Source organism: Prevotella sp. oral taxon 306 str. F0472 (assembly GCF_000257925.1).
Lineage (GTDB): Bacteria > Bacteroidota > Bacteroidia > Bacteroidales > Bacteroidaceae > Prevotella > Prevotella vespertina.
Genome location: NZ_AJIN01000040.1, coordinates 95,202 through 119,555 on the forward strand (window position 1 = coordinate 95,202; position 24,354 = coordinate 119,555).

16 protein-coding genes are annotated in these 24,354 nt (G+C 42.9%); 5 read left to right on the forward strand and 11 right to left on the reverse strand.

What is annotated here, in order from left to right; translation table 11 throughout:
- Positions 1 to 11: 11 nt before the first annotated feature.
- The 3 genes from HMPREF9969_RS06460 to HMPREF9969_RS06470 all read right to left on the reverse strand — a co-directional run bounded on the left by HMPREF9969_RS06460 (position 12) and on the right by HMPREF9969_RS06470 (position 8,352).
- On the reverse strand, positions 12 to 2,426 hold the full coding sequence (locus HMPREF9969_RS06460) for a BamA/TamA family outer membrane protein (RefSeq protein WP_009435031.1): 2,415 nt from the start codon (positions 2,424 to 2,426) through the stop codon (positions 12 to 14).
- Complete coding sequence (locus HMPREF9969_RS06465) at positions 2,413 to 7,539, reverse strand: translocation/assembly module TamB domain-containing protein (RefSeq protein WP_009435045.1); 5,127 nt, start codon at positions 7,537 to 7,539, stop codon at positions 2,413 to 2,415. Before HMPREF9969_RS06465 ends, HMPREF9969_RS06460 begins: the two co-directional genes overlap by 14 nt.
- 336 nt (positions 7,540 to 7,875) lie before the next feature.
- Entirely contained in the window at positions 7,876 to 8,352 is a 477-nt protein-coding gene (locus tag HMPREF9969_RS06470) for a low molecular weight protein-tyrosine-phosphatase (protein ID WP_009435018.1), read from the reverse strand.
- A 626-nt stretch (positions 8,353 to 8,978) separates the two neighbouring features.
- Here HMPREF9969_RS06470 and HMPREF9969_RS06475 point away from each other — a divergent pair.
- The 3 genes from HMPREF9969_RS06475 to HMPREF9969_RS06485 are packed head-to-tail and all read left to right on the forward strand — an operon-like array spanning position 8,979 to position 11,565.
- Entirely contained in the window at positions 8,979 to 9,896 is a 918-nt protein-coding gene (locus tag HMPREF9969_RS06475) for a DMT family transporter (protein WP_009435004.1), read from the forward strand.
- Between the two features lie 13 nt (positions 9,897 to 9,909).
- Positions 9,910 to 10,779: a DMT family transporter gene (locus HMPREF9969_RS06480; RefSeq protein WP_009435059.1), complete on the forward strand. Its 870-nt coding sequence runs from the start codon at positions 9,910 to 9,912 to the stop codon at positions 10,777 to 10,779.
- 30 nt (positions 10,780 to 10,809) lie between these two features.
- On the forward strand, positions 10,810 to 11,565 hold the full coding sequence (locus tag HMPREF9969_RS06485; RefSeq protein ID WP_009435009.1) for an SDR family oxidoreductase: 756 nt from the start codon (positions 10,810 to 10,812) through the stop codon (positions 11,563 to 11,565).
- Between the two features lie 27 nt (positions 11,566 to 11,592).
- On the opposite strand, the gene HMPREF9969_RS06490 is transcribed toward HMPREF9969_RS06485, so the two are convergent.
- Positions 11,593 to 12,084 (reverse strand): DUF4112 domain-containing protein, encoded by a 492-nt coding sequence (locus tag HMPREF9969_RS06490; protein WP_009435005.1) that lies wholly within the window; start codon positions 12,082 to 12,084, stop codon positions 11,593 to 11,595.
- Between the two features lie 264 nt (positions 12,085 to 12,348).
- Between HMPREF9969_RS06490 and HMPREF9969_RS06495 the strand changes: the two genes are divergently transcribed.
- Positions 12,349 to 12,951, forward strand: coding sequence for a hypothetical protein (locus HMPREF9969_RS06495; protein WP_009434986.1), 603 nt, complete (start codon positions 12,349 to 12,351; stop codon positions 12,949 to 12,951).
- Between the two features lie 104 nt (positions 12,952 to 13,055).
- Here HMPREF9969_RS06495 and HMPREF9969_RS06500 read toward each other — a convergent pair whose 3' ends face one another.
- The 5 genes from HMPREF9969_RS06500 to HMPREF9969_RS06520 all read right to left on the reverse strand — a co-directional run bounded on the left by HMPREF9969_RS06500 (position 13,056) and on the right by HMPREF9969_RS06520 (position 20,686).
- The gene (locus HMPREF9969_RS06500) at positions 13,056 to 13,541 is read right to left on the reverse strand and encodes a dihydrofolate reductase (protein ID WP_009435065.1); all 486 of its coding nucleotides are present in this window, start codon (positions 13,539 to 13,541) and stop codon (positions 13,056 to 13,058) included.
- A gap of 5 nt (positions 13,542 to 13,546) precedes the next feature.
- Positions 13,547 to 14,341: a thymidylate synthase gene (locus HMPREF9969_RS06505; RefSeq protein ID WP_009435029.1), complete on the reverse strand. Its 795-nt coding sequence runs from the start codon at positions 14,339 to 14,341 to the stop codon at positions 13,547 to 13,549.
- A 13-nt stretch (positions 14,342 to 14,354) separates the two neighbouring features.
- Positions 14,355 to 15,752 (reverse strand): methyltransferase RsmF C-terminal domain-like protein, encoded by a 1,398-nt coding sequence (locus tag HMPREF9969_RS06510; RefSeq protein WP_009434983.1) that lies wholly within the window; start codon positions 15,750 to 15,752, stop codon positions 14,355 to 14,357.
- Between the two features lie 36 nt (positions 15,753 to 15,788).
- Positions 15,789 to 17,876, reverse strand: a complete 2,088-nt coding sequence (locus HMPREF9969_RS06515) for an OmpA family protein (RefSeq protein ID WP_036895303.1) — start codon at positions 17,874 to 17,876, stop codon at positions 15,789 to 15,791.
- A gap of 101 nt (positions 17,877 to 17,977) precedes the next feature.
- Positions 17,978 to 20,686: an endonuclease MutS2 gene (locus HMPREF9969_RS06520; protein WP_009435054.1), complete on the reverse strand. Its 2,709-nt coding sequence runs from the start codon at positions 20,684 to 20,686 to the stop codon at positions 17,978 to 17,980.
- 175 nt (positions 20,687 to 20,861) lie between these two features.
- On the opposite strand from HMPREF9969_RS06520, the gene HMPREF9969_RS06525 reads away from it, so the two are divergent.
- Entirely contained in the window at positions 20,862 to 22,877 is a 2,016-nt protein-coding gene (locus HMPREF9969_RS06525) for a TonB-dependent receptor plug domain-containing protein (RefSeq protein ID WP_009435070.1), read from the forward strand.
- Between the two features lie 42 nt (positions 22,878 to 22,919).
- Here HMPREF9969_RS06525 and HMPREF9969_RS06530 read toward each other — a convergent pair whose 3' ends face one another.
- The gene (locus HMPREF9969_RS06530; protein WP_009434991.1) at positions 22,920 to 23,552 is read right to left on the reverse strand and encodes a cation diffusion facilitator family transporter; all 633 of its coding nucleotides are present in this window, start codon (positions 23,550 to 23,552) and stop codon (positions 22,920 to 22,922) included.
- Positions 23,552 to 24,343: a Cof-type HAD-IIB family hydrolase gene (locus HMPREF9969_RS06535; RefSeq protein WP_036895331.1), complete on the reverse strand. Its 792-nt coding sequence runs from the start codon at positions 24,341 to 24,343 to the stop codon at positions 23,552 to 23,554. The genes HMPREF9969_RS06530 and HMPREF9969_RS06535 overlap by 1 nt, the downstream gene beginning before the upstream one ends.
- Positions 24,344 to 24,354: the final 11 nt, after the last annotated feature.

The window sequence follows — 24,354 nt, forward strand, 5'->3', positions numbered from 1 at the left end:
TTAGAAATAGTTTAGAAGGGGAGACCAATAGCCAGATGGAAGGTATTGGCATCACTTAACTTACTTATATTATAGAACCCTCTCTTACCTGTATCATAGGGTACATGCAGGGCAATTCCCCAATCGATACGAAGCATAAAGAAGCCAAGGTCATATCGAAGACCAACTCCCGTTCCTAATGCCATTTGCTTAAAAGCATCCTTGAAAACGAACTGTCCGCCCTCACGACCCGTATCATGATGTAGTGTCCAGACGTTACCTGCATCCAAGAAGACGGCTCCATAGAGTGAACCAAGCAGGTGGGGACGGTATTCAAGGTTCATTTGGAACTTCAAATCACCTGTTTGTTCAACGTAAGAGCGGTTTCGGTAAGAGGAACGATAGCGTCCCGGACCTATCTGACGGGCGTTGAAAGCACGAATACTATTGGCTCCTCCAACGAAAAACTGCTCTGTGTAAGGGGTTACCTTACTATTTCCATAAGCCCAAGCTGCACCTGTGTTGGCATGAAAAGCAATACTGCTCTTTTCGGCAAGAGCCCAAATCTTAGTGAAATTAAGCTCTACTTTGAAGAATTGAGCAAATGGATTCTTAAAGAGTTGTTTGTTCTTTTCACTCCAGCGGTGCCCTGTTGCAGCATAAGTCGCAGCTAGTATGTTAGAAGCCTCACTAACAGTTGCCCAGAACTTGATGGGGTTTCTATAATTAGAAGGGCTCATGTGAGTATATTGGAACATCATCTTCGGAATGAACTGATCGGCCATTGACACTTCAAGATAGGGTATACTATCAATAAGAGCACGATAACGATTCGTTACCTTGTGCATGTATTCGTAAGTTAAAGAGAGTGGGGAATAAGAGAAACTATTGCATTCATTAGGCTGCCACTGGTATGTCAGCTCTCCAGAAACTACATGTCTCTTAAAGTACTTGGCGCGGTTTAACACATCAACAGACGCCTTTAGGGTTGTTGTTGGAGTGGTATAGTAAGTGCGGGGAGGCTTTGGTGTATATTCAATGCCCCTTGCTTCGGCCTCAGCAATCTTCTTCTGAATGCGTTCCCACTTCTTTCTTGGCGGTAAGACAAAGGGGTTTATGAGGCGAGGAATTTGTAGACTCCCCTCCAGACCATAGTTATAATTGGTCACACCAAGCTTATCTTGCCCATTATCATCATTGTTATACGACCATTCATAAGAGCCATGAGCACGCAAATCAAGCTTTTCTCCACCTCGAAAAGTATTGCGTTTAATGAGTCCGATATTCCCTTCTGGACCAAAGAGTCCACTTGTCTTGCCCTTAGCATACGCCTCAATATAAAAGTCATAACGCTTATCAAAGGTGCAATCGACTGTCATGTCTAATACATTACAGCTGTCCGTGCTATCACGAGGAGTAAAGGTAAAGTTGGTAGCAGCGAATAGTCCACTTCCATTTAACTGCTGCTGACTACGTTCCACAAGCTCATTATTATATAAGGAACCCGGCCATACCTTCAGATCATTAGCTATTGTGCGTAGGCGGAGAGGCGTTCGTTTACCATTGTAATTGACAGTTACATCTCGAAAAGTCTGTTTATTGTGCAACTGCTCCATAACCTGTCGCTGCAAGTTAATTGTCACTTTACCTATGTACCAAGGCTTTAATGCATTCGAACTAATCGAATCAACCATCTGTAAACGTACGTTTGCTACACCATGAACATTCGTTGTGTCAGCTAGATAACTTGCGTAATTGTTCTGGTAATAATAGTATCCGTTGTCTCGAAATAGGTCTGTTATGCGCTTACGTTCGTGCTCTAATGTGGCCACATCGAACGCATCTCCCTTATGTAAGAGAGCCTTATCTTGATTCTTAATGATGAGACTATCAGCCGTAGCAGGGAAGTTTGTGTAACGTAGAGAGTCTATTGTCCACAGGTGACCCATGTCCACTGTGTATTGCAATTTACCCTTCTTTGGATTCTTCTGTGTTAGTTTCTCGTAGTTGATCTTACCATTGAAATAACCTCTTTTACGTAGTAAGTTCTGTCCTACAGTGACGCGAAGATCGGGTGTTGTGTTGCTCATTAAGACTGGAGTAGACCCAAATGTTCGTACAAGCCAACGGCTGACCTTTGCTGTATCAGGTGTAAAGGCATTCCATATCCAAAGGCCTACTGGGAATGGAGAACGATGACTTGGACTTCCTAATAAAGCGGCATTTGGAGGTGTTGCAAGTACTAAATCAAGCTCTTCCTGAGTAGCCGTAAAATGTTTATTAGACTGATAGTTGCGATAGATGGTAGGCTCCATTCCAATATACAACTGCTCTCCATCGGGGATAGCAGAGGTCGTACTACATGCCGAAAGGAGCAGTACAAGACCACTCATCATCAACAGACAGATGAGGGCAAAACGCCTATTATAGTTCTTATCTCTTCTCATTAACAAAATTAATTAGGCTGTCCTTGTGTGGAGCCTCTACTTTTGGAGCCACAATAGGACTATCATTTTTGAAGTGGAAAATATCCCTGAAGCTTCCTAACTTGCGTCTCCACATGAATCCGGCACCATATTCACTAAGGTTACCTTCCAACCAGTCGTATGCTTCTCGCTCATAGTAAAGCTTGAGATACTTGGTTTCCTTCTGGTTAAGTCGGTACTCCAAAGAGAAGTTATCGAAGTAGGCTCCATTCTCTTCAGCGAACTGCGAGCCTGTAGAAACACGTCCGCCGATAATGATGCGAAGCCTATTATCCCACAACCTCTTGCTGAACTTGAACGTATAGTCAGTGTGCAACGTTCCATTAACATCTGCTGCACTCTCCATATTAGCCGATAGGTCGAGTCCCATAGAGTTGAGTGCTTTGCCCGTAATGGCGTTAACTTGAGTCTGCAAGAAGCCAGCTAAGGCACCACCCATCGCTGTATTAGCACTTGTGGAGTTACTTCCATCAAGATACATACCCGATGCAAGCATTGTTACTGCAAGCTTTGAGCGCTCTTCAACGCTCTTTGTATTCAGCGTATTCTGCATTTCTTGATCCTCTGGAGCACTAATAATAAACTCTACTCCAGGCTTAGGGAATTGCTTAGTAAGGCTCACTCCACACTTAAAGTCGACTATTCTTCCCTCATTACCATTCGATACTGTTGTGCGCACATCTTCGGTTGCAACGATACTAAGAGTTGGCTTCATTGGGTCTCCAGTGAACTCTACATAACTCCCATCTTGTATGTTGAACGTGCGAAGTGGTATAACAGGAAGAGAATACTTCATCTTTCCGTCATTCAGAGTATAGCGTCCTCTCAATCGCACACCATTGGTTGGATTGTATTCTAATCGTAGATCACCTCCACCCGTAAAGGCTAGGTAGTTGGAGTTATCAGCATTGAGAGAGCACATGAGATGCGCTTGTTCATCAACATTAACAAGCATTGACATAGAGAAACCAGTTATGTCTGGACGCTTGACAACATCAACTGTTGAATCCTTGAAGTTCGTAAATTTAACAAGATCTTTCAGTTCCGTATCTGTTGCCAAAGTACCATCTCGTACAATATAAGTCATATCAGTCGTACCGAGAACATCAAGTTTTCCAACCAAATAAAGGTTGTTTAATGGTCCACTTACTTGACCAGCAAAGTCTACAAATGCGTTTCCGTAGACCTCAGAACGTGGGTTCTTTCGAGCATTGATAACCTGGAAGTTCTTTGCTTGCATACGTGCATCAAGACGCATATTATCCAATGATGAGAAGTCAAGAGAGCCCGAAATGTCAAGTGGCGAACCATTACTTGCGAACATCTCAAAGTTCTCGAACTCTATATGACTATTACGTATTGTGACTGGATCATCGGCAAATCGCATCCTTATTCCATATGGTGCACTTACCAAGTAAGTCGAGTCTAAGTACACCTCTCCATTGATATCTAGGTTCTTCAAAGGCCCTTTCAATGTTAGAGAACCCTCCCCAACGCCCTCGAGACCAACGATCTGATCGGGTACAAAACCATTGATATAACTGAGTGGGAAATGGTTCATATCTAGTGTAGCATCCAACTCTCCACGCCCTTCTGCACGATAAGTACCCGACAAGGAACCCACCCCTTCACCATCTTTCGTTATAATAGCATCAACGTAATGAGAGCCATCTCCCTTTGGCATATACACGAATTGAGTACCGACGTTACCCATTGGACAGTTCTCATAGACCAGTTTGTTGATGGTCATATCACTAGAGATTGATAGGTCAGAGCGCGTTTGTATGATATGATAATCACCATTAAGAACACCAGACATATTGGGTGAGAAGGGAAGAACCTTAAACAGACTGCCCAGTTCAAATTGGTTCATTGAGATCGTAACATTCTGTAGTGACGTCGTGTCCTCATCCTCTGTTGTTATCGTCATACCCGCTCCGTCTGAAGACATAAGACGCAAGTTCGCTGATAAGCGGCGATCACGTGCTATGTAAATATAGTTCGAATCATTTGCAGTAAACGCCTTATAACCTAAGATGGCTTGTGGAGAAGTGATAGAAAGGCGTATTCCTCGACCTACCATTGCAGCCTGCAAAGCAAGGTCGAAGCCTGTTTGTCCTTTGTTATCAAGTATTGTTGCATGTGTTTGTAAGCCGTGTTCGTATAGCACACCACGCAAATGTCCATGGTAAGGGTAGGTATTATCCGCTTTATTCAGTACTGCGGCATCATAATTCAACTGTCCATCTACACTCGTAAGATTCACCCTCACACTATCAAGGTGTATGTCATTATATACTAAGGAATCAATCCTAACCTTACCATTGACGCCTTCATGCGGTGAAGAAGATATATTGATATCTGCCAAACTGAATGCGTATCCATCTTTCTCAAGTATGTTGCTAAACAGATTACCACGCCCACTGCGTAAAGTGAAATGCCCTATTGGCAACAAGCGGATGATAGCTGGCTGGTCAATACGCCTATTGTGAATTTGCTCCCGTAGTGTTTTTACGAGTTTATTACCCGTCTTTGCCATCTGATCAACGCTCCCATTGAAGGCGGTATTGAGGTGGAAATCCCCACCATCAAGGGCTACATGTACAGAATCACGCATACTGGTTAAATCCAAATTGACATCACCTGGTGCATAACTACGCTTTCCGTCATTCACTTGTAGGTCTGCCAACTTGCCATTAAGACGCATATTATCACTGCCTTCCATACCGAAGTCTGCATTAACAGCAAACTTGCTTGATAGCGGCTTATCTATGATTCCAAGTTGATAGAAGTCTACTTGCGGGAACAGCCCATTGATAGAACCATCCATCTTATTGCCCTTCTTCGTTAGATCAAGGTTGAAGCTACCACGTACCAAGGCTACTCGTCCGTTCTTTCTAACGTCATCTACCGCCAAATCACCTATGTGACCATTCACAGCAAAGGACTTCTTAAGATCTGAACGAAGCTCTATATCGGCTCCTGCAGCCACAATGTATTGTTTATCAATCAGTCCTAAGGCTTTGAGGTTAGCCTCTGTAAGGTTTCCATTAAGGTGTGCTAACATATTATTATTACGTATGTCAGCCTTCACATTGAAGTCACCTGCAGCCAGGAGAGCACTTCGCTTGTGCCCTTCTTGCAATACTTTGAACTTACGGACGACCCCTTGAACGTGATGATTAGCCTTCATATCAGAACGAACATCCATGTCGGTCCAGGTAGAAACGACGTATCTTTCCTGCATCCCACCCAACGCATGGAGGTCAACACGGCTCAACCAGCCTCGCAAATGACCATCCACTAACTTTTGGCTAACCTTTCCTTTATAAGTGAAATCGCCCCCGAGCATCTTATTCACACTCTTTATATGGGCTGAAAGTTGCTCACCATGTTTAGAAATATCTCCATTCAATCCATCAAGTACATACTTCCCATAACTGAAACGACGAATACGAAGACTCAAGTTAGTGGACGATTGTGGATTCATAAAGTCCGTTCCATGCCCTTGCATACGCACACTTCCCGTGAAAGGTGACAATCCCATGTGTGGTAAAAAGCGTTGTATCGGGAAGTTCGTTGCACTAGCTACAAGGCGATACTGGCTGTTTGCGGGGTTAAAAGCACCTTCCACACGAATCTTACCACCACCTTGTGCTAGTGACATTGTGCCTGTATAAAGATTTTTCCGCACATGAATATTACCATCAACAGCTACCGCTTTAGGCAAGGCAATGGTCTTTCTAATACTTATTGGCAATAGCTTCTGAACGAAACCAAGGTTTTGAGCCACACCTTTGAGGCGTAAGTCACTGCGTAAAGCCTTATTCTTTGCCATCATATCGGCAACCCATCCCGTTCCAGTAAGGTCGAAGTAGCCCGGCATAGCAAGTCTCAACTGACGGAAGGAAGCCGAGCGAAGGTTGCCTGCAAGAGTTCCCTGTATGATCAATCGCCCTCCTGGCATCGCCTGATAGATATTTCGAGGAATGGAAGTAAGCAATGGCTGCAGGTCAGTCTTGCTCACATAGCCATCCATGTGGGCGTTAAGTGTACCAGGATGAGCGTCATCAAAGGCATTCATATCCATTCGTAAACTTCCTGTTAGCTCACTATTCGGCATGAGAAGATAAAGGGATGGCAATTGGATAGACGTTGCATCCATCCTAAAGGGACATCGCAAGTCACGCACAACAAGTCCACTTCGTTCTTTGAAGTTGCCTGCACGAACACGAAGAGATATCTTTGGAGCTGCATAAAGGAACGAGTCTATACCCAAGTTAACCTCTGTCATGGCGATATGAGCCGCATCGAAGCCTGCAGGAGTAGGTCTTACGAAAGTTTTGTCATAGTTAAGTGCACCGCCATGCCAGTCTATGTCAGCCACTTTATATATGTTGTCATGCAATAGAAGTTCTGCTCCTCGAGCCTTAGCATCGCTGAATTGCGCTCGAACTACCATCGTGTCGCCTGGCATGTGGAGCCTAAAATCAGTCTTAACAAGGTTTAGCTTATCTATATTTATGCGCCACAAGGGTTTCTGCTTGTGCGGATCTTCAGGTACAGTGTCGCCCAATGCAACATCAATCCAGCCTCCTTCAACTTCCGCCTTATTCACTCTTACAGAGTCACCAACGAGGTTTACAGCATGACTCACAATGTGTAAGCGTTGCAAGTTACCCTTAATTCGTAAGTCACCAATGAAGTTTGTGGTATTAGCTTTTAGTCCCGTGAATGTCAATTCGTTTACTTCTACACGCTTATCAAGCAATGGCAATAAGCCAATACTAGCCACTAAACGATGTACATCTGCGACAGTATCCTTCTGAGTAGGTATGGAGTCATTTGCTTTTATCATCTTTAAACCATCCAACTGGAGGTCTAAAGGGTAGGAGAGGTTTACCCGATCGATACTAACCTGCATCCCCGTATGATTCGACACATAGGTTGCAACCTGCTTTACTGCCCAGTTCTGTACAGGAGGACAATAAAGAAGTACTACCAAGAGGAGGAATAGGACGACTGGTGCTACTACAATAGCAATGAGCCATCTCATGCTCTTTTTCATATTCATCACGTTAGTATTGCTAGCGTACTCTCCATTTCGTGCGATTTAAAAGGACGGAGTATCTTTTGCTATTACCATTTAGTTTATGTCTACAAAGTAACAGAAAAAAAACGAATTAACGATAGATAGTAAGCGAAAAACGCATTATTATTCGTAAATAAGACGCTTCACTCCATGCTTCTATCCAATTAGGGAGGAAAGAGGATAGCATTGCTTACCCTTTCTCCTCTTGCTTCTTGCAGACAAGGCGACCCCAAGTTGCACACCAATTCAACCTTAATAGCCTTGCTACTATGGCTCCCATGAGCTTATATCTTTGCCTTTGAAGGGTGCTGGAGATGATTAAATCAATCCCTCACAACCATCTTCTATTAAGTCTAATGCCAACTCGAAGTCCTCCGGACCACCATAGTAAGGGTCAGGAACACAGGTTGCATCCTTATGACGAGTGAAATAATCAGCCATACGAACGACCTTTCCTCGAGCAGTCGCATCGGCTGCTTGCGACGTAATATATCGATAGTTATCTTCGTCCATGACCACAATAAGATCGAAATAAGCGAAGTCCTTACGTGCATCAAACTGCCTTGCATGATGATTCAAATCGTATCCGCGTCTCCTTCCATGCTCTCTCATTCGCTTGTCGGGGAGCTGTCCAACATGCCAATTACCTATTCCTGCCGAGTCAATCTCATACAGGTTGCTACATCCCCGTTCGTCAACTAGGTGTTGCATAACGGCATGAGCCGCCGGAGAACGGCATATATTGCCTAGACAAATGAATAATATTCTCTTCTTGTTGTTTGTTACCTTACACATAATTGTTACTTTTCTTTTCAATTACAGGGCTTTACGAAAGATTGTATAAGAATCTATCAGCATTGCACCTAACCAACTTATTTGGGCTACAAAGTAACGAAAAAAAATCGAGAAAAATCTTGTTTCCTTGCGTTTAATTACTCTTTTATAATGGATAAAGTTAATAATTAACCCTTTAATTATAAGTATCTTGTAATCAAATAATATAATGGTTTAGATAAAAGAAAAACTTTTCTGTAATTCTAACTACGTTACTTTAGAAAGGATGTACTTAACAGAAGCCCGTTAGGAAATACGTTCTTAATATGGAAGACACGGATTGAATGAATTCATTTAGAGCCCCCAAGTTTCTAAAGGAACAAAAGCGTGCAGGGGAAGAGACGCCTTTCTCTATTTGAAGAGGGCGTTCCGTTGCATGAAGAAGAGCCTTTCCTTGCTATGAAGAGAGCCTCTCTTCTTTAAGTCCATGGCAATAGCTGTTAAGCACTTCTGCATTTTTAAGGAAAGAAGGAGCGACACTCATTCCCACTTCTGTATATCTTTTCTTATTCTTTCGTTGGCATCTTTGCAATTAATTGAGTATATTTGCAAATGTAAATGATTATCCAATCCATAAATAACAAGTAGTGAATACATCATCAACTGTCAAAGGTTATGGTTATGCGAGTTTGTCTGCAATAACCTTCGGAACTATCCCTCTATTCTCTATTCCAGTGATGGAAGCAGGAATGGAGTTGCCTTCTGTACTCATTTATCGCTTTGCTTTCGGTTGCTTGTTTATGATGGGTTTCCTTCTATGGAGGCGTCAGAACCTACATTTGAAGTGGGGAGATGGACTGCGGATAGCCTTCTTATCCCTTATGTATTCGGTATCTGCTGTGGCATTGTTTAGCAGTTATGAGTATATGCCGGGAGGCGTTGCTACAACCTTACTGTTCTCTTATCCCGTATGGACAGAGGTCCTTCTCATCCTCTTCTACCATGAGAAAGTAACGTTAAGAATCGTCATTGCAATCGTATGTGCTATCATTGGCGTGTTCTTCTTGGGTGGTATTGGACAAACAGGAGGCATTAAGTCTATGCTAGGAGTGGTCTTGGCAATGTTGTCAGGATTGTTATATGCCATTTATATGGTTATCTTCCCACATATGCGAGTAAGCAAGTTACCAGCTTTGAAGGTGAATTTTTATATCTTTTTCATTGCTATGCTCTTCCTGATATTGTACTCTTCTTTCACAACGGGAGACGTGCAGAAGATAGGAGATGGTCGTTCGCTGATATCATTGGTACTATTGGGACTTGTTCCTACAACCATTAGTAATGTTACACTTGTGCGTTCGTTAACCCTGATTGATTCGGCTAGTGTTGCCATACTTGGAGCCTTCGAACCTCTGACAGCCATGACCATTGGTATCACATTAATGGGTGAACCACTCACAATGACAGCCTTAATAGGGTCAGTGTTAATCATAGCTTCGGTGCTAATACTTATCACCAAAGGGCGCAAGATAGCTAATCCTTTGCGCAAATACTTCACTACGTAGAATAGACATCATCATGAATCAAAAGTTATTATGGCACCTATTAGCAGTGGGAGTAGTCGCTGTTTGGGGGACAACCTTTGTAAATACAAAGATATTGTATAATAGTGGTCTCACCCCTTCGGAGATATTCTTTCTGCGATTCCTTATCGCTTATGTCGCTATTTGGTTTATCTCTCCTCGAAAGCTATTTGCCAATAGTTGGCGTGATGAAGGTACCATGCTATTACTCGGGATAACGGGTGGTTCCCTCTTCTTTGTCGCTGAGAACTCAGCCGTTGCACTAACTTATGTGAATAACGTGAGCTTTATCACGTCTACATCTCCACTAGTGACAGTTATTCTCGGAATCGTCTTTGTGAAGAGTATAAAGGCAACATGGACATTGATAGTTGGCTCTTTGATAGCCCTTGTGGGTGTAGGACTAGTCATCTTCAATGGCAGCTTTATCCTGCATTTGAACCCTTGGGGCGACTTATTGGCATTACTCACTGCAGTTTGCTGGGCGGTCTATACATTATTAATGAAGAGCGTGTCTGAGAGATATTCAGCCGTGTTTATCACACGTAAGCTATTCTTTTATGGATTGCTGACAGTGCTCCCGATGTTCTTGATTGATCCATGGACAGTGAGCCTTGCAACGCTCCTTACACCTAAAGTAGCATTCAATCTCTTGCTCTTAGGACTAGTTGCTTCCTTCTTATGCTTCGCTTTGTGGACGGTTGTCATTGAACGACTTGGAGTGATGACAGCGTCTAACTATCAATATCTAAACCCAATTACAACAGTCGTGGCAAGTGCTATTTGGCTGAGTGAACCTATGACAGCTATTGCCTACATAGGCAGTGCCTTGATTTTAATTGGCGTCATTGTATCTAACAAATAACTGAAGAGTAACATCTTAAAAATCAAATATATGAAGAAAACAGTACTAGTAACTGGAGCTACAAGTGGTATCGGTGAGGCTTGTGCACATCGGTTTGCTCAAGGTGGATATAACGTGATTATCACAGGCAGAAGAGCGCAACTTCTGGCAGAACTAAGGAAGAAACTTGAGGCTGAAGGAGCAAAGGTTCTTGCCTTAGCATTTGATATTAGGAACCGAGCAGCAGCCACGAAAGCGATCGAGAGTTTAACGGTTGAATGGCAAGATATAGACGTTCTTATTAATAATGCAGGCTTAGCTCTTGGCTTAGAACCAGCTTATGAAGGTCATTGGGACGATTGGGAGACAATGATAGATACGAATATTAAAGGGCTCCTAACAATGACTCGCCTCGTTACACCACGTATGGTGCAACGTAATAGTGGACACATTATTAATATAGGGTCGGTTGCTGGCGATGCTGCCTACGCCAATGGGAATGTTTATTGTGCGACGAAAGCAGCTGTGAAAACCTTCACTGATGGTTTAAGGATAGACCTTGCTTCAACCAACATACGTGTTACGAATGTGAAACCAGGGCTTGTAGAGACACACTTCTCAAATGTTCGTTTCCATGGAGATGACGCTCGTGCGGAGGGTGTATATAGAGGTATTCAACCCCTAACAGGGGCTAATATTGCTGATGTGGCATACTATGCAGCATCGGCTCCAGCACATGTGCAAGTGGCAGAAGTATTAGTTCTTGCCACGCACCAAGGCAGTGGTAGCGTGATACATCGTGATTGATTCCGCTACAATCATTCGTCTTATCGGCTAAAACAAAGAGCCGATAAGATGAATAAGCCACGTGGTCAAACTTACAAGAAGGACTATCATCGCAATGATTAAAACAATCATTAAGACAATGAGAATGGCACTTTGAACAGCTTTGCGGTTCACATCGCGTATCACCTCCTTGTCTCCTTCAACGAAGCCACGCACAAGTTGCATATTTTCTCGGTTCGCCTTATGGAAGAAGTCGATGACATCTCCTATATAAAAAGGTATCATTCCAAAGAGAACATCACGCAAACTATTATTGATAATGGCTAATGCAAGGGGAATACTACGTATCTTTACGAAAGCAAACCATACATAGAGTAAAGCGAAGAGAGCCGAAAGAATGTCGCCAATACCATAGGGAAGAAGACCGAGAATACCATCTAGATAATAGTCATCCATAACCCTTTGTGTTTGTTCCATAGCCTTATAAACACTGCTATCATTCATCCGCTCTTGCGCTTTCAATCTATTTTCTTCTTTCATAAAATTACCCTTCTCTGTATTAAAAGATAATAAGTACAATCATACTTGATTGTGAGCGCAAAGATACAACATATATATCATACATAAGAAAAGGGCTTTCATTAATAATTATTAAAAAGCCTCTTTCACGACTAATAATACTTATCTGTAATTTGTACAAATCCCTTTTGTATTGTATCTTTGCATTTGTTCAAACGCATAAACAACTTAATAACGTTGTTGGTGAGGCTTGAGCGATATAGTAATAACAAATAAAAGAATGATATGAAACGTATAACATTATCACTGATTGCAGTTTGCTTGATGTCATCAATGGCTTTATCTGCAAAGGATGTAAACGCTATCAATGCTAACGAAATAGCATTGGTTCAACAAAAAGGTGACTGTCATAAGCGCACTGCAACACCACAGCATGTGACAGACAAGATGGTTAGCAAGTTGGGACTTAACGCCAAACAGGCAAAGAAACTATTGCAACTTAATGAGAAATATGCTGATCTCTTTGTGCAAAGCGAAGATTGTCATAAGGCTGAAAAGCAGGCTTGTGAGACAAAGGGAAGCTGTAAGAAAGAATGTAACAAGGCTGAACAAAGATGTGAGAAAACCGAGAATAAGGCTTGTTGCAGTGCTGCTGGAAAAGGAAATTGTACATCTGGTTGCAAGAAGGAATGTACAAATGAGTGTAATAAGGAGGCTAAGTCTGATTGCAAGAACAGCTCATCAACATGTAAGAAAGACAATAAAGAATGTCAGTCTGAGGCTAAGGAATGCAAGAGAAATCAGCCTTGTGAGAAGCGTACAGCATACAACGCTGAGTTAAAGAAGATTCTTACTAAGGCTCAATACGATAAGTATCTAAGACATTAAAAGATACCCATTTCCATAATAATAGATTTGTTGGTGCGTTGGTTAGGACTACTATTAGTCCAAACCTTCGCACCTTCTTCGTATCAAGGAAGAGCTTTCTTAACTCACTTTCGAATGTAGTTTACAAATGAATAGGGTGGGTTACCATCCGCAGCTGGGTGTTCCTCACGGGATTCAATACGCCAAGTACCATCATTATAAGGTGGGAAGAAGACGTCAGCTTGTGCCGGGCTGTCTGCAATCTCAGTAAGGTATAGACGGTTGGCAATGCCTAATGCCTCCTTATATAAGCTAGCACCACCAATGATAAAAGCCTGTTCGTCAGTACTAATATGGCGCAGTGCTTCATCTAAAGAAGTATAAACCTCACAACCCTTAAAGTCCTTCTCCGTTCGACTCAATACAATGTTTCTTCTGTTGGGGAGTGCTCCCTTGGGTAGAGAATGGAATGTTTTACGCCCCATGATAACGACATGTCCCGTTGTTAACTGCTTGAATCTCTTGAGGTCCTCACGTATGAAATAGACCATATCATTTCGATATCCAATAGCGCGATTAGCCGCTACTGCTGCTATAATATTTAGTTCCATAAGCGTTAGACAGCCACTTCTGCTGATATATGTGGGTATGGGTTATAATCTACGAGTTCGAAGTCTTCGTACTTAAAGGCAAACAAATCCTTCACATCAGGGTTGATCTTCATCTTCGGAAGAGGGCGAGGTGTACGTGTGAGTTGTAGTTTTGCCTGCTCGAGATGATTGCTGTATAGATGCGTATCACCCGTTGTGTGGATAAATTCCCCAGCCTCTAATCCTGTTACTTGAGCCATCATCTGCAAGAGAAGAGCATAAGAGGCAATATTAAACGGAACGCCGAGGAAGGTATCTGCCGATCGCTGATAAAGCTGTAAAGAAAGGCGTCCGTCTGCCACATAAAACTGAAAGAGACAATGGCAAGGGGGTAACGCCATCTCATCAACCTCGGCTGGGTTCCATGCCGTAACAAGCATACGGCGAGAGTTAGGATTATGCTTTATCTGTTCGAGAACATTAGTTATCTGGTCGATAGTTCCGCCTTTGTAATCAGGCCAAGAACGCCATTGATGACCATAAACGGGACCTAGCTCGCCATTTTCATCAGCCCATTCATTCCATATACGAACGCCATGCTCTTGTAGATAATGTATATTGGTATCACCGCGAAGGAACCATAGTAACTCATAAATAATACTCTTCAAATGGAGCTTCTTAGTGGTTAGTAATGGGAAACCATCACGTAGATTGAAGCGCATCTGATTACCAAATACGGATAGAGTACCCGTCCCCGTGCGGTCGCCTTTATGCACTCCTTCATTGAGAATGCGGCTTAGTAAGTCTAAATACTGTTGCATAATTATGGATGTGTTATTGTTTATCTGTTTCTGTAATAACCACTACCTCGTTTGGAATATACCCACTTTTAATCCTCCACTCTTGTGGGTAAAGGTTGTTAGCACGATTCCCTAAGTTCTTTGCAAAGCCTATTTTATGGTGCTTATAAGTAAGGAGGATAATGCCACGAGGGACTTCGCTGCCGAGTGTGATGGCTTCATGTCGAAGATAGCTAATGGCAGTGGGGTAGTCAACTTTTATATTAGGATAAATGGAAGTATCACCTGTTATCGAAAGAGCCAATGTATGATCTGGGATGATGGTCTTGCCCTTCTGTATTCCTTCTTTTACTCCGTAACTAAGGATGCGAAGCCGTTTTCTTGCTTCAGCAACGGCTTTTGAGGGGTCAAGAGCTATCTCTTTTTGTAGGTTTTCATCCTCTCCTCGTTTGCGAATGACCGCCATGAAGAGTCCTTCACCACGTGTCTTACCAGGTATAAAACGATAAACAGGGAAGTCAGAAGCCGTTTTTAAAGGATTACCAATCAGTGACCCTGTTATGTTCCAAGCCTCTTCTGTTGGGACAGGAAGCAACTCCGCACCATATTCCTCAAGTATCCATGCTACATTCTCTTCGTCTTCATGGGCATTGAAAGTACATGTAGAGTAAATGAGAAGACCACCTGGTTTGAGGTTATCCCATATATCTGAGATAATACTACGCTGTAGTTTCCAACAGTTCTCAACGTTTGCTGGGCTCCATTCTGCAATCGTTTGAGGGTCTTTACGGAACATCCCTTCCCCCGAACAAGGTACATCTGCAATGATAACATCGAATGCCAGCTTCGTTTTCTGGTATTCCCTTGGGTAGTTATTGGTAACTACTACACCCGAATGACCGTACTTCTGCACGTTTTCTGCAAGTATTTGAGCACGCTTGGAGATAGGTTCATTGCTAAAGAGGAACGCCCCTTGTGGTAGAGAGGAGCGTGCGCAAGTGGTCTTTCCACCAGGTGCAGCACAGAGATCGAGTGCCATTACGGGGTGTTTCACATAATGACGAAGTACGTGAGAGAGGAACATTGATGAAGCTTCCTGCACATAGTAAACACCTGCATGGAGCATGGGATCAAAGGTAAAGTTCGGTCTCTCTGCCAGCCAAAAGCCCTCTCTGCACCATGGAATGGGCTCTGGATGAAGATTAGGGTTCACTTTCTCCATCGCAGATAACTTATAGTTATTCAATCGAATACTAACTGGTGCAGGTTGTGTAAGCCCTTTGAGGAATACTTCAAACAATTCCTTTCCAAAGAGTTTATAGGTATAATCAACAAAAGAAGGAGGCAATGTGGGTGCCTCGTTCACCTTATTTATATTAGAGCGAACGTCTGCCTGTTCTGTTGTTTGCTGCTGGTTCTTATCTTTTATCATATCATTTCACTTCGAGACTATCGGATAGCACATAGTCTACTCAACGATAATTTCATCCTCATCAACGCTCTTCTGCGTTGTTTTCGGCTTGGGTTTCTGTTTCAAATTACCCTTGTCATCAAACATACCATAGGTCGTTCGAAGAACAATGAACTCTGTTCTACGATTGAGCTGATTGCATATCTCTTGTTTATCCTTTGGTAGTTTCTTAATGAAATCCTCAGTTAGAACATCGTTTTCCTTTAGCCAGTTGTACTTCTCTGTGAGCTTCTTTCGAATCTTCTTAGGACGTTCCTTACCATAACCAACAGGTGTCAAGCGGTCTTGTGCAATCCCATGTGCGGTGAGATAAGCCACTACTGCATCCGCACGACGCTGTGACAAGCGTTTGTTGTAATCGGCAGATCCAATGTAATCAGTGTGTGCTGAGAGTTCAATAGTTACGTTGGGATTCTCGTTAAGGAGCTTAACTAGATCATCCAAAGCCTTTTCGGACTCTGGACGAAGCGTCGCTTTGTCAAAGTCATAGAAGATGTTATCAATCAAGACAGGTACGTTAATGCCAGCAAGAGGGAACTGGAGCGTATACTCCTTGGACTCCCCAACAGGTGAAACATGTATCTCTTCCTTATGATTTAAGTATCCTTTGCAGGTCGCAAGTAGCACGTAATTGACGCCTGGACGTATCTCCTGTTCAAAAGAACCATCTCCCTTGACAGCCAACTTCTTGTTAGTTCCATCGTCACCAACCATGAATACCTGTGCAGCGGGCAGTTCGTAACCATCCATCTCATACACCCATCCCTTGATAGTCTGTATCACTTCGGGTAGTTCAAAGCTATAGATATGATCCCAACCACGCCCATCGTTACGATTAGAAGAGAAGTATCCGCGGTTGTATCGACCCTCAAATGTCATTCCAAAGTCGTCTCCCTGTGAATTAAGAGGGTATCCCGGATGCTCTAGATGATAGTGGTGGTCGTTACCAACCTTTGCTATATAGATATCTAAACCGCCCATTCCTCCATGTCCATTACTAGAGAAGTAGAGGTCACCATTGGGTCGGAAGGTTGGGAACTCCTCGTCTCCTGGTGTGTTGATAGGCTCTCCGAGGTTCTCAACACCACCAGTAGTTCCACCGCTAAGGCGCACTCTCCAGATGTCAAGACCACCTTTTCCGCCTGGCATATCACTAGTGAAATAAAGCCAATTACCATCTGGTGAGAGGGCAGGATGTGCGAAACTCGATAGCGAATCACGACTGATTTCTAACTTAGTAGCCTTACTCCACGCTGCATCCGTGCGGTTGCTCACAGCAATCTGGGCATATCGAGGATAAGTGGGATCTATTAAGCATTGCGTAATATACATCTCTCTACCATCTGCGGAGAATGCTGGTGTACCCTCATCAGCGTCTGTGTTGAGTCCAGAAGCTATATCTCGAGGCACACTCCACTTGCCTTTGTCGTCCTTTTCACTTACGAAGATGTCACCCGCCTTAGCACCAGTAATACCACTAATATCGTCTCCTTGCGCATCATTACGGGTCGAGGTGAAATAGAGCTGATCGAATTTATCACCATAAAGCATTGGTGAGTAATCCTGCCGACGAGAGTTAAATACATCCATCCGCTTGACTATGTACTTCGAACCCAACTCCTTCGCTTGTGTTGCCAAAGTAGCTGCTTCAAGGCTCTGAATGATAAATTGGTTGCCAGGTAACGAATCCAAAGCTATTTGATACTCCTTTATAGCATCCTTGTAACTACCATTCTTCATTAGATTGTCAGCCAGTTTCTTATGTGTCTCACCATTATCTAATTTATAACGGATGACATTTCTGTAGGCAGCTATCGCACTTTGATATGACGAAATGCGGTCATAACATTCTGCTAACTTCGTTGCGATGAGTCCACGTTGCCGTCTCTCCTTAGGTGGGGTACGCTGGTAAGCAGTCTTGAACTGCGTTGCTGCATTATAATACTCACCCATGGAAAGGTACTTATCACCCTTCTTTATATTGCGATCTGCGCCACATGAGCTAAGTATCAATAGCATACTAATAGCCATGACAACGCTTTTCTGTTGTGTACCAAAGATATGTAAAAGCCTTAGATAACCCATATTATCATATAAACGTACATCTGTTTTTATTATTGCTTGGTACTCGGTGACATTGTGAATACCGATGAGTTGTATTATTATATAAGGTGGACTACCATGCGTTAAAGCTCTACCACAGTGATACCAGCACCTCCAAATTGTACGTGTTCATCACGATAATTCGTCACATTAGGCACTGTTCCGAGGTATTGACGTATGAGTTGACGCAAGATACCATTACCTTTTCCATGTAAGATACGCACTTGACTTGCTCCGACGAGGATAGCATCATCGATGAAATGTTGCACTTGATTCAATGCTTCATCAGCCCTCATACCACGCACATCAAGCTCCTGATGGAATTGATTACGATGCTTATCGATGGTTTCACGAGTCTCCCTACTATAGTTAAAAGCCTGAAATTGCTTCTGTTCCTGTTGTAGGGTAGAGCCATCAGCACGCTCCAATCGACTGATAGACATCTTTGTTCGCATACCACCAAAGATGACTGTAGCCTGTTTCCCATCGATTGATTCAACTTTCCCTACCGATGTCAAACCTTTAATACGTACGCTATCACCTGTCATGATAACGCCTCCGCTTTGTTGTTTCCGTACTGCATTCTTTAGGGCTTCAGCAGCTGCTTGCTGCTTTTCAGCCTTTGTCTTGAGGTGTTGCTCATGCTTCTCTTTACGATTCTTAATCTTATCTACCTTCTTTTGGAAGTCCTCATCAGAAAGCAAACCGCCGTTTTTCAGTTTATTCTTATTCGACTTGTCAGATGGTTTCAACTTATCTTCATCCATCAAACCAGCCTCATATTGCGCTAGTTCCTGTCGTATTCTCTTTGTTTCCTCCTTCTCTGCTTGCTTCTCTCTTATCTCTTTGATTGCATTCTCAATACGCTTGTTACTCTCTTTGATAAGCTCTTCCGCCTGTCGTTTCGCACGATTAAGAATATCCTTCCGACTCTGTTCCAAAGCATCAATCTCACGCTCATATCGCGCAATACTCTTCGACAGTTCTTTCTCCTGACTATGTATAGTCTGCCTCTTACCTTCCCAATATCTTTTGTCCCTAACTATGTCTTGTAAGTACTTATCACTTTGGATGTAATCACTGCCAACTATCGATGAGGCATCCTTGATAACAGCCTCTGGAATACCTGTTTTACGCGCTATCTCTATTGCAAACGAACTACCAGGTCTACCGATAGCAAGTTGGAATAAAGGGCGCATCTCATGCCTATCGTACAGCATGGCACCATTCACTGTACCTGGATGAGCCTCTGCGAAGTGCTTTAAGTTTTGATAGTGTGTGGTGATAACTGCCCATGCGTGCTTCTCCCAAAGCTGCTTTAACACTGCTTCCGCAATAGCTCCTCCAATCTGAGGTTCCGTCCCCGTGCCGAACTCATCAATGAGTATTAAGGTTCTATCAGACGCTTGTCTCATCATCACCTTCATGTTCATCAGGTGCGAAGAATACGTACTTAAATCATTCTCTATGCTCTGTTCATCGCCTATATCTATCATTATATCGGAGAAGAGACCAGTAGTGGAACGATCTCCAACAGGTATAGATAGACCACATTGAAGCATATATTGTAACAAGCCAACTGTCTTCAAACACACAGACTTACCACCTGCGTTTGGACCCGAGATAATCAATAGATACTTGTCTTTTGTCAGCTGAATATCAAGTGGAACAACGCTCTTCGATACACCTGTTGATGTATTGTCATCCTCGGAAACAAGTTCTATTTCTTGTACAGACAGGCTATCATCTGTATCTTTAGAGGATACCTTTTCTTCTGTTGATAATGAGGTGTTTATTCGCTCTTTACACTTTCTTTCCAATGAGAGTTGTAGTAGTGGATGTATCGCACGAATCCAGTCTATATGTGGTTCAGCCTTTACCTCTGGCTCAAAAGCTTTAAAGTAACGTGCTAACTCGGCTTTCGCTCTGATGAAGTCAATCGCTGCCATGAGACTATAGGAATCGATAATCTCACGCACATTAGGGCGCACCTTCTTTGCGAAGTCAGTAAGAATACGAATCATTTCACGTCGTTCCTCGCTCTCCAACTCACGCACTCTGTTATTGGCTTCAACCACCTCTGTCGGTTCAATATACACCGTTCTTCCTGTTGCACTCTCGTCATGAACAATACCAGATATCCTCCGTTTCAATCCAGGAGCAACTGGTATGACCAGACGACCATCACGAATTGTAGGTGTAACGTCCTTTTCTACGAGTCCTTCTCCTTGTGCCGAACGCAAGATACTGTATAGTGTTCGAGATATACTTCCCTCTGTTCTTGCCAACTCCCGACGTATCTGGAGCAATTCAGGTGACGCATTGTCACGCATCTTACCGAACTTATCAATAATCTGTGAAATGCGTTGTACCAATAGTGGGAAGGTCGCAATACCATCCGCCAAGTCGTATAAAGCAGGATAAAAGTGCTTTATCTCTCCTTGTTCTGTCGCTTCACCACGACTCAAGAAAGCAACAATAGCAATGATTGTTTCTAGTGATCTCTTTAGGTCGAAAAGCTCCTCTACCTCCATGTGGGTACCCTCCAAACGAATACGAGCCACACTCTCACGTACATCAAAGAAGTTATCTAATGGGAAATCATCCTGTCCTTCCTGTATACGGCGGAACTCTCTTATCTCTTCTAACCACCTGATGACCTCTTTAACATCCGTTGAGAACATCATTGCATCTACACGTTCTTTGCCTAAAGGAGACAGACAACGCGCACGAAGCAAGGCTCTCACCTCACTGAAACCAATCTTTTGTTCAAAGTTCTTTGGGTATATCATTGTTTCTTTTTACTTTCTTATCAACCTGAGAAGGCTCTCTTTTTGCCTTCTACACATATCTATCTGCAAAAGTACTAAAATTTACTTGTAACAAAGACATAAATCTCTTGAAGAGCAAAAGGAATCCATTTTTATTTCTTATATTTGTCCTGTCAACTACAAACAAAGTACTTGAATGATGAAAAGAATAATATTCTCATACCTTATATTGCTAGTTTCTCTTACCTTGTCAGCGCAGACTGGCAATCCTTTCTACGACCATATCATTCATCAAGCGAATGTGTTTCCACAAGAGAAAACCTATGTTTGCACCGATGCTAGCTGTTATCAAGCAGGGCAACGGGTCTCTTTACGCGTCTTCGTAGTGAATGCTATCTCGCATCAACCTACTGACATGAGCCAATATGTGTACGTGGAACTGCTCAACCCAGAGCGTGTTGTCATCAAACGTATCCGCCTTCTACAAGATCAACAAACATTTACTGGTTATATAGACATACCCGATAACGCCGCTAAAGGGCGTTATCTCTTACGGGCTTACACACGTAATATGACGAACGTAAAGGGCTATGAGAGTACGAAGAGTATCTTCGTTGGAGGAGTGGGAGAACTTCTTTCTGCATTTAATAATAACCTTCAAGATAGTATAAAAGAAATATCTAATAACTATCTAACAATCAATAAACAAAAAGATAATATTAAAGTAACTATCAAAGATAGTCTTCTTGCAACTAAAGGAGGACTTTGGTTGCTGGGACATTGCCGTTCTGTTCCTTTTTACTTTGCAAAAGTAAGTCCGCAGAAAGTACTTGTCTTTCCAATAAAGGACTTTATTCAAGATGGGATTCATTCGTTTTTACTATTAGATTCAGACCTTAACAAAATAGATGAGCAACAATGTTTTATTAATCAGAAGAGGGAGTTTTGCAACCTTAGTGTAAGTCTTGATACTACTTCACAGACTTCAAATGGAACCCTACCATGCACTATCACTGCTCCAGAACTCCACCCCGATGAGACGATGGATGTTGCTATTCGCTTTGTGAAAGGCCTGCCTGAGGAGAATAGAGATGGATATTCTAACATCCTTTCTCACCTCCTCATTGATGAAGATATGCGTTACGCCTTAGAGCAACCAGCCTCTTTATTGCAAGACCCAAGGCTAGATAACTTCGTAAAATATCACTCCTGGCAACGATATAACCTATCGGATGTCTTGAAGGAACAATACCAACAACCTTTAATAAAGGTGGAAACAAATGCAGAAATACGTGGGAAAGTAGAGACACTCATAGGTCACAGACCGATAAAAGGGGGTATGGTCAATCTCATCTCACCTAATCGTGGATTTTGCGCAGCCGTTAAAACCGACGAAAAAGGGCAATTCGTATTCGATGGAATGGACTATCCTGATGGTACGCAATACGTCCTAAATGCTTTCACAAAAGCGGATAAAGCATGGGTAAAACTCTATTTGGACGAGGACAGTTATCCGTCTTTTACCGCTTCATTACCGCCATTCAAATGGCTTCATAATAGTGATTCTCTTGTCGAGGAAGAGCCTTTGAACGTAACAGATGGGAGTATTAAAATGGATGAAGTGCACGTCTTTAGTCACCGACCAAGCTATGCTTCGCGTTCAGATGCCTATGCGCGTACTGCAGACTATTCGTTTGGTCTACGTGACATAGAGGATGTTGGAGCCACATGTCTGCATGAGTTGTTGCGGAGAATACCTGGTGTAACGGTTGAATTTGGCAAGTGTTACGTTCGTGGAGCAATGACTATCGAGGGCAGACATCCTGCGGCTATTGCCATCGATGGTATCTTTGCGAATGAAGACTATGATTTGGACAATATTCAGATGGCTGATGTTGAACGTGTAGATGTATTCAAGACGGGTTCAACTGTGCTATGGGGAACAGCCGGAGGGATGGGAGTTATCTCTATAACTACTAAGAAAGGGAACTATAATGTGACGTCGGTTCCACTCACAAATACCAAGTCTTTCACCACTCTTGGTTATCAAATACCACAGCCATTCACGCCTAATCAGCTTACAGCTTATTGGCAACCAGTGATGCGTGGAACCTCTTTTAAGATTGCTCTTCCTGCTCTTTTAAATTCAGGTTACCACCTTATTATAGAGGGAGTAACCAGTGAGGGGCGTCTTGTTTATTATGCTCGTTAAGTCTTTGTAAGGCTTAGCTCTTTAGTTATTCAGCACTTTTACCTATCGCTTTGTGAGTGCTCTTCCCGTGTCCCAAAGCAATCGCTTTGCCCAACGGAGTACTACAATAGCACTCACAACGGCTACCAATGAATCAATCCAAGAGATGTTCCAGAACATTGCACATAGTAAGCCAATGATTGCACCAATCTCTGTTAAGGCATCAGAAAGCACATGCAGATAGGCAGCATGACTATTGTAATCGGTCGTTCCATGGTGCCCGTGAAGCACAGAAGCACTGATGGTATTAGCGATCAAGCCCACTATTGCAGTGCCAAGAGCAAACCCGTAATTGAGTATTCCTACGTGGGAAGAGAATCGTTCGACAGCTTCGACAATGATAAAAATAGCCATTAAGATAAGGAAGATACCACTTGTAAAAGCTGATAAACTCAGTATTTTATCCGAGTCGTATTGTGTTGTTCCCTTGCTCTCAAGGCGTCTCACCAATACGTATGCAGCCCAGTTCAACCCGATGACGAGTACATGTGAGCCCATGTGAATGCCATCTGCAAAGAGAGCCATCGAGTGGGAGAGTAGTCCAACGACCACTTCTGCTAACATCATAACGAAGGTGAAGACAACAACAAAGGCTGTTCTCTTCTCCTGCGAAGTACGTTCTATCTTATTTGACATTACTCTTCTATTATATTAAAGTGTATGAAGGCGTTACGAATACCATCCTCATCAACGCTCGTTGTGACATAGTCGGCAACCGCCTGAACATCCTCATTTGCATTGCCCATAGCCACTCCTATACCTGCAGCACGTAGTATGCTCATATCGTTTCCGCCGTCTCCAAAGGCGATACACTCACTCGGTTCGATTCCAATATATGCTGCCATCTTCAACAAGGCACTCCCCTTATCGGCACCCTGAAGGGTGATATCTGTGAAAAGAGGGTTCCATCGCGCTGATATACAATGTTTCATTGCAGGCATAATCAGCTCTTCATCTTCTGTACTAAAGAATGGGGTCAACTGCAAAACAGGTTTGTCAAGCATTGGCTCTATCGACTTATGTACGTCAATATTCGTCACTTTCAGTCCTTTAACAAACACATCTTCGTAAATCTTAGAGTGGTTATAGACTCCAATCTCTTCTCTCCCGCACACCACAACAGCATAGTCACGCTCCTTGGCATCGGCAATCATGAGTCGAACTTCAGCCTCTGGAATGGGCATCAAAGTAATATCTTCATCGCCAATGAAGGTTCTTGCACCATTAAAAGTGATGTATCCATCGACGAGATGACGTATTGCATCTATGTTATTAATGATAGCAACGGGGCGACCTGTTGATATGAATATCTTTACGCCACGCTCCTTTGCCTGTTCAATAGCCCTTATAGTGGATGGAGGGATTTGGTGAGTTGTAAATGAAACCAACGTCCCGTCAATATCGAAGAATGCTGCTTTGATTGCCATACGCATATTAT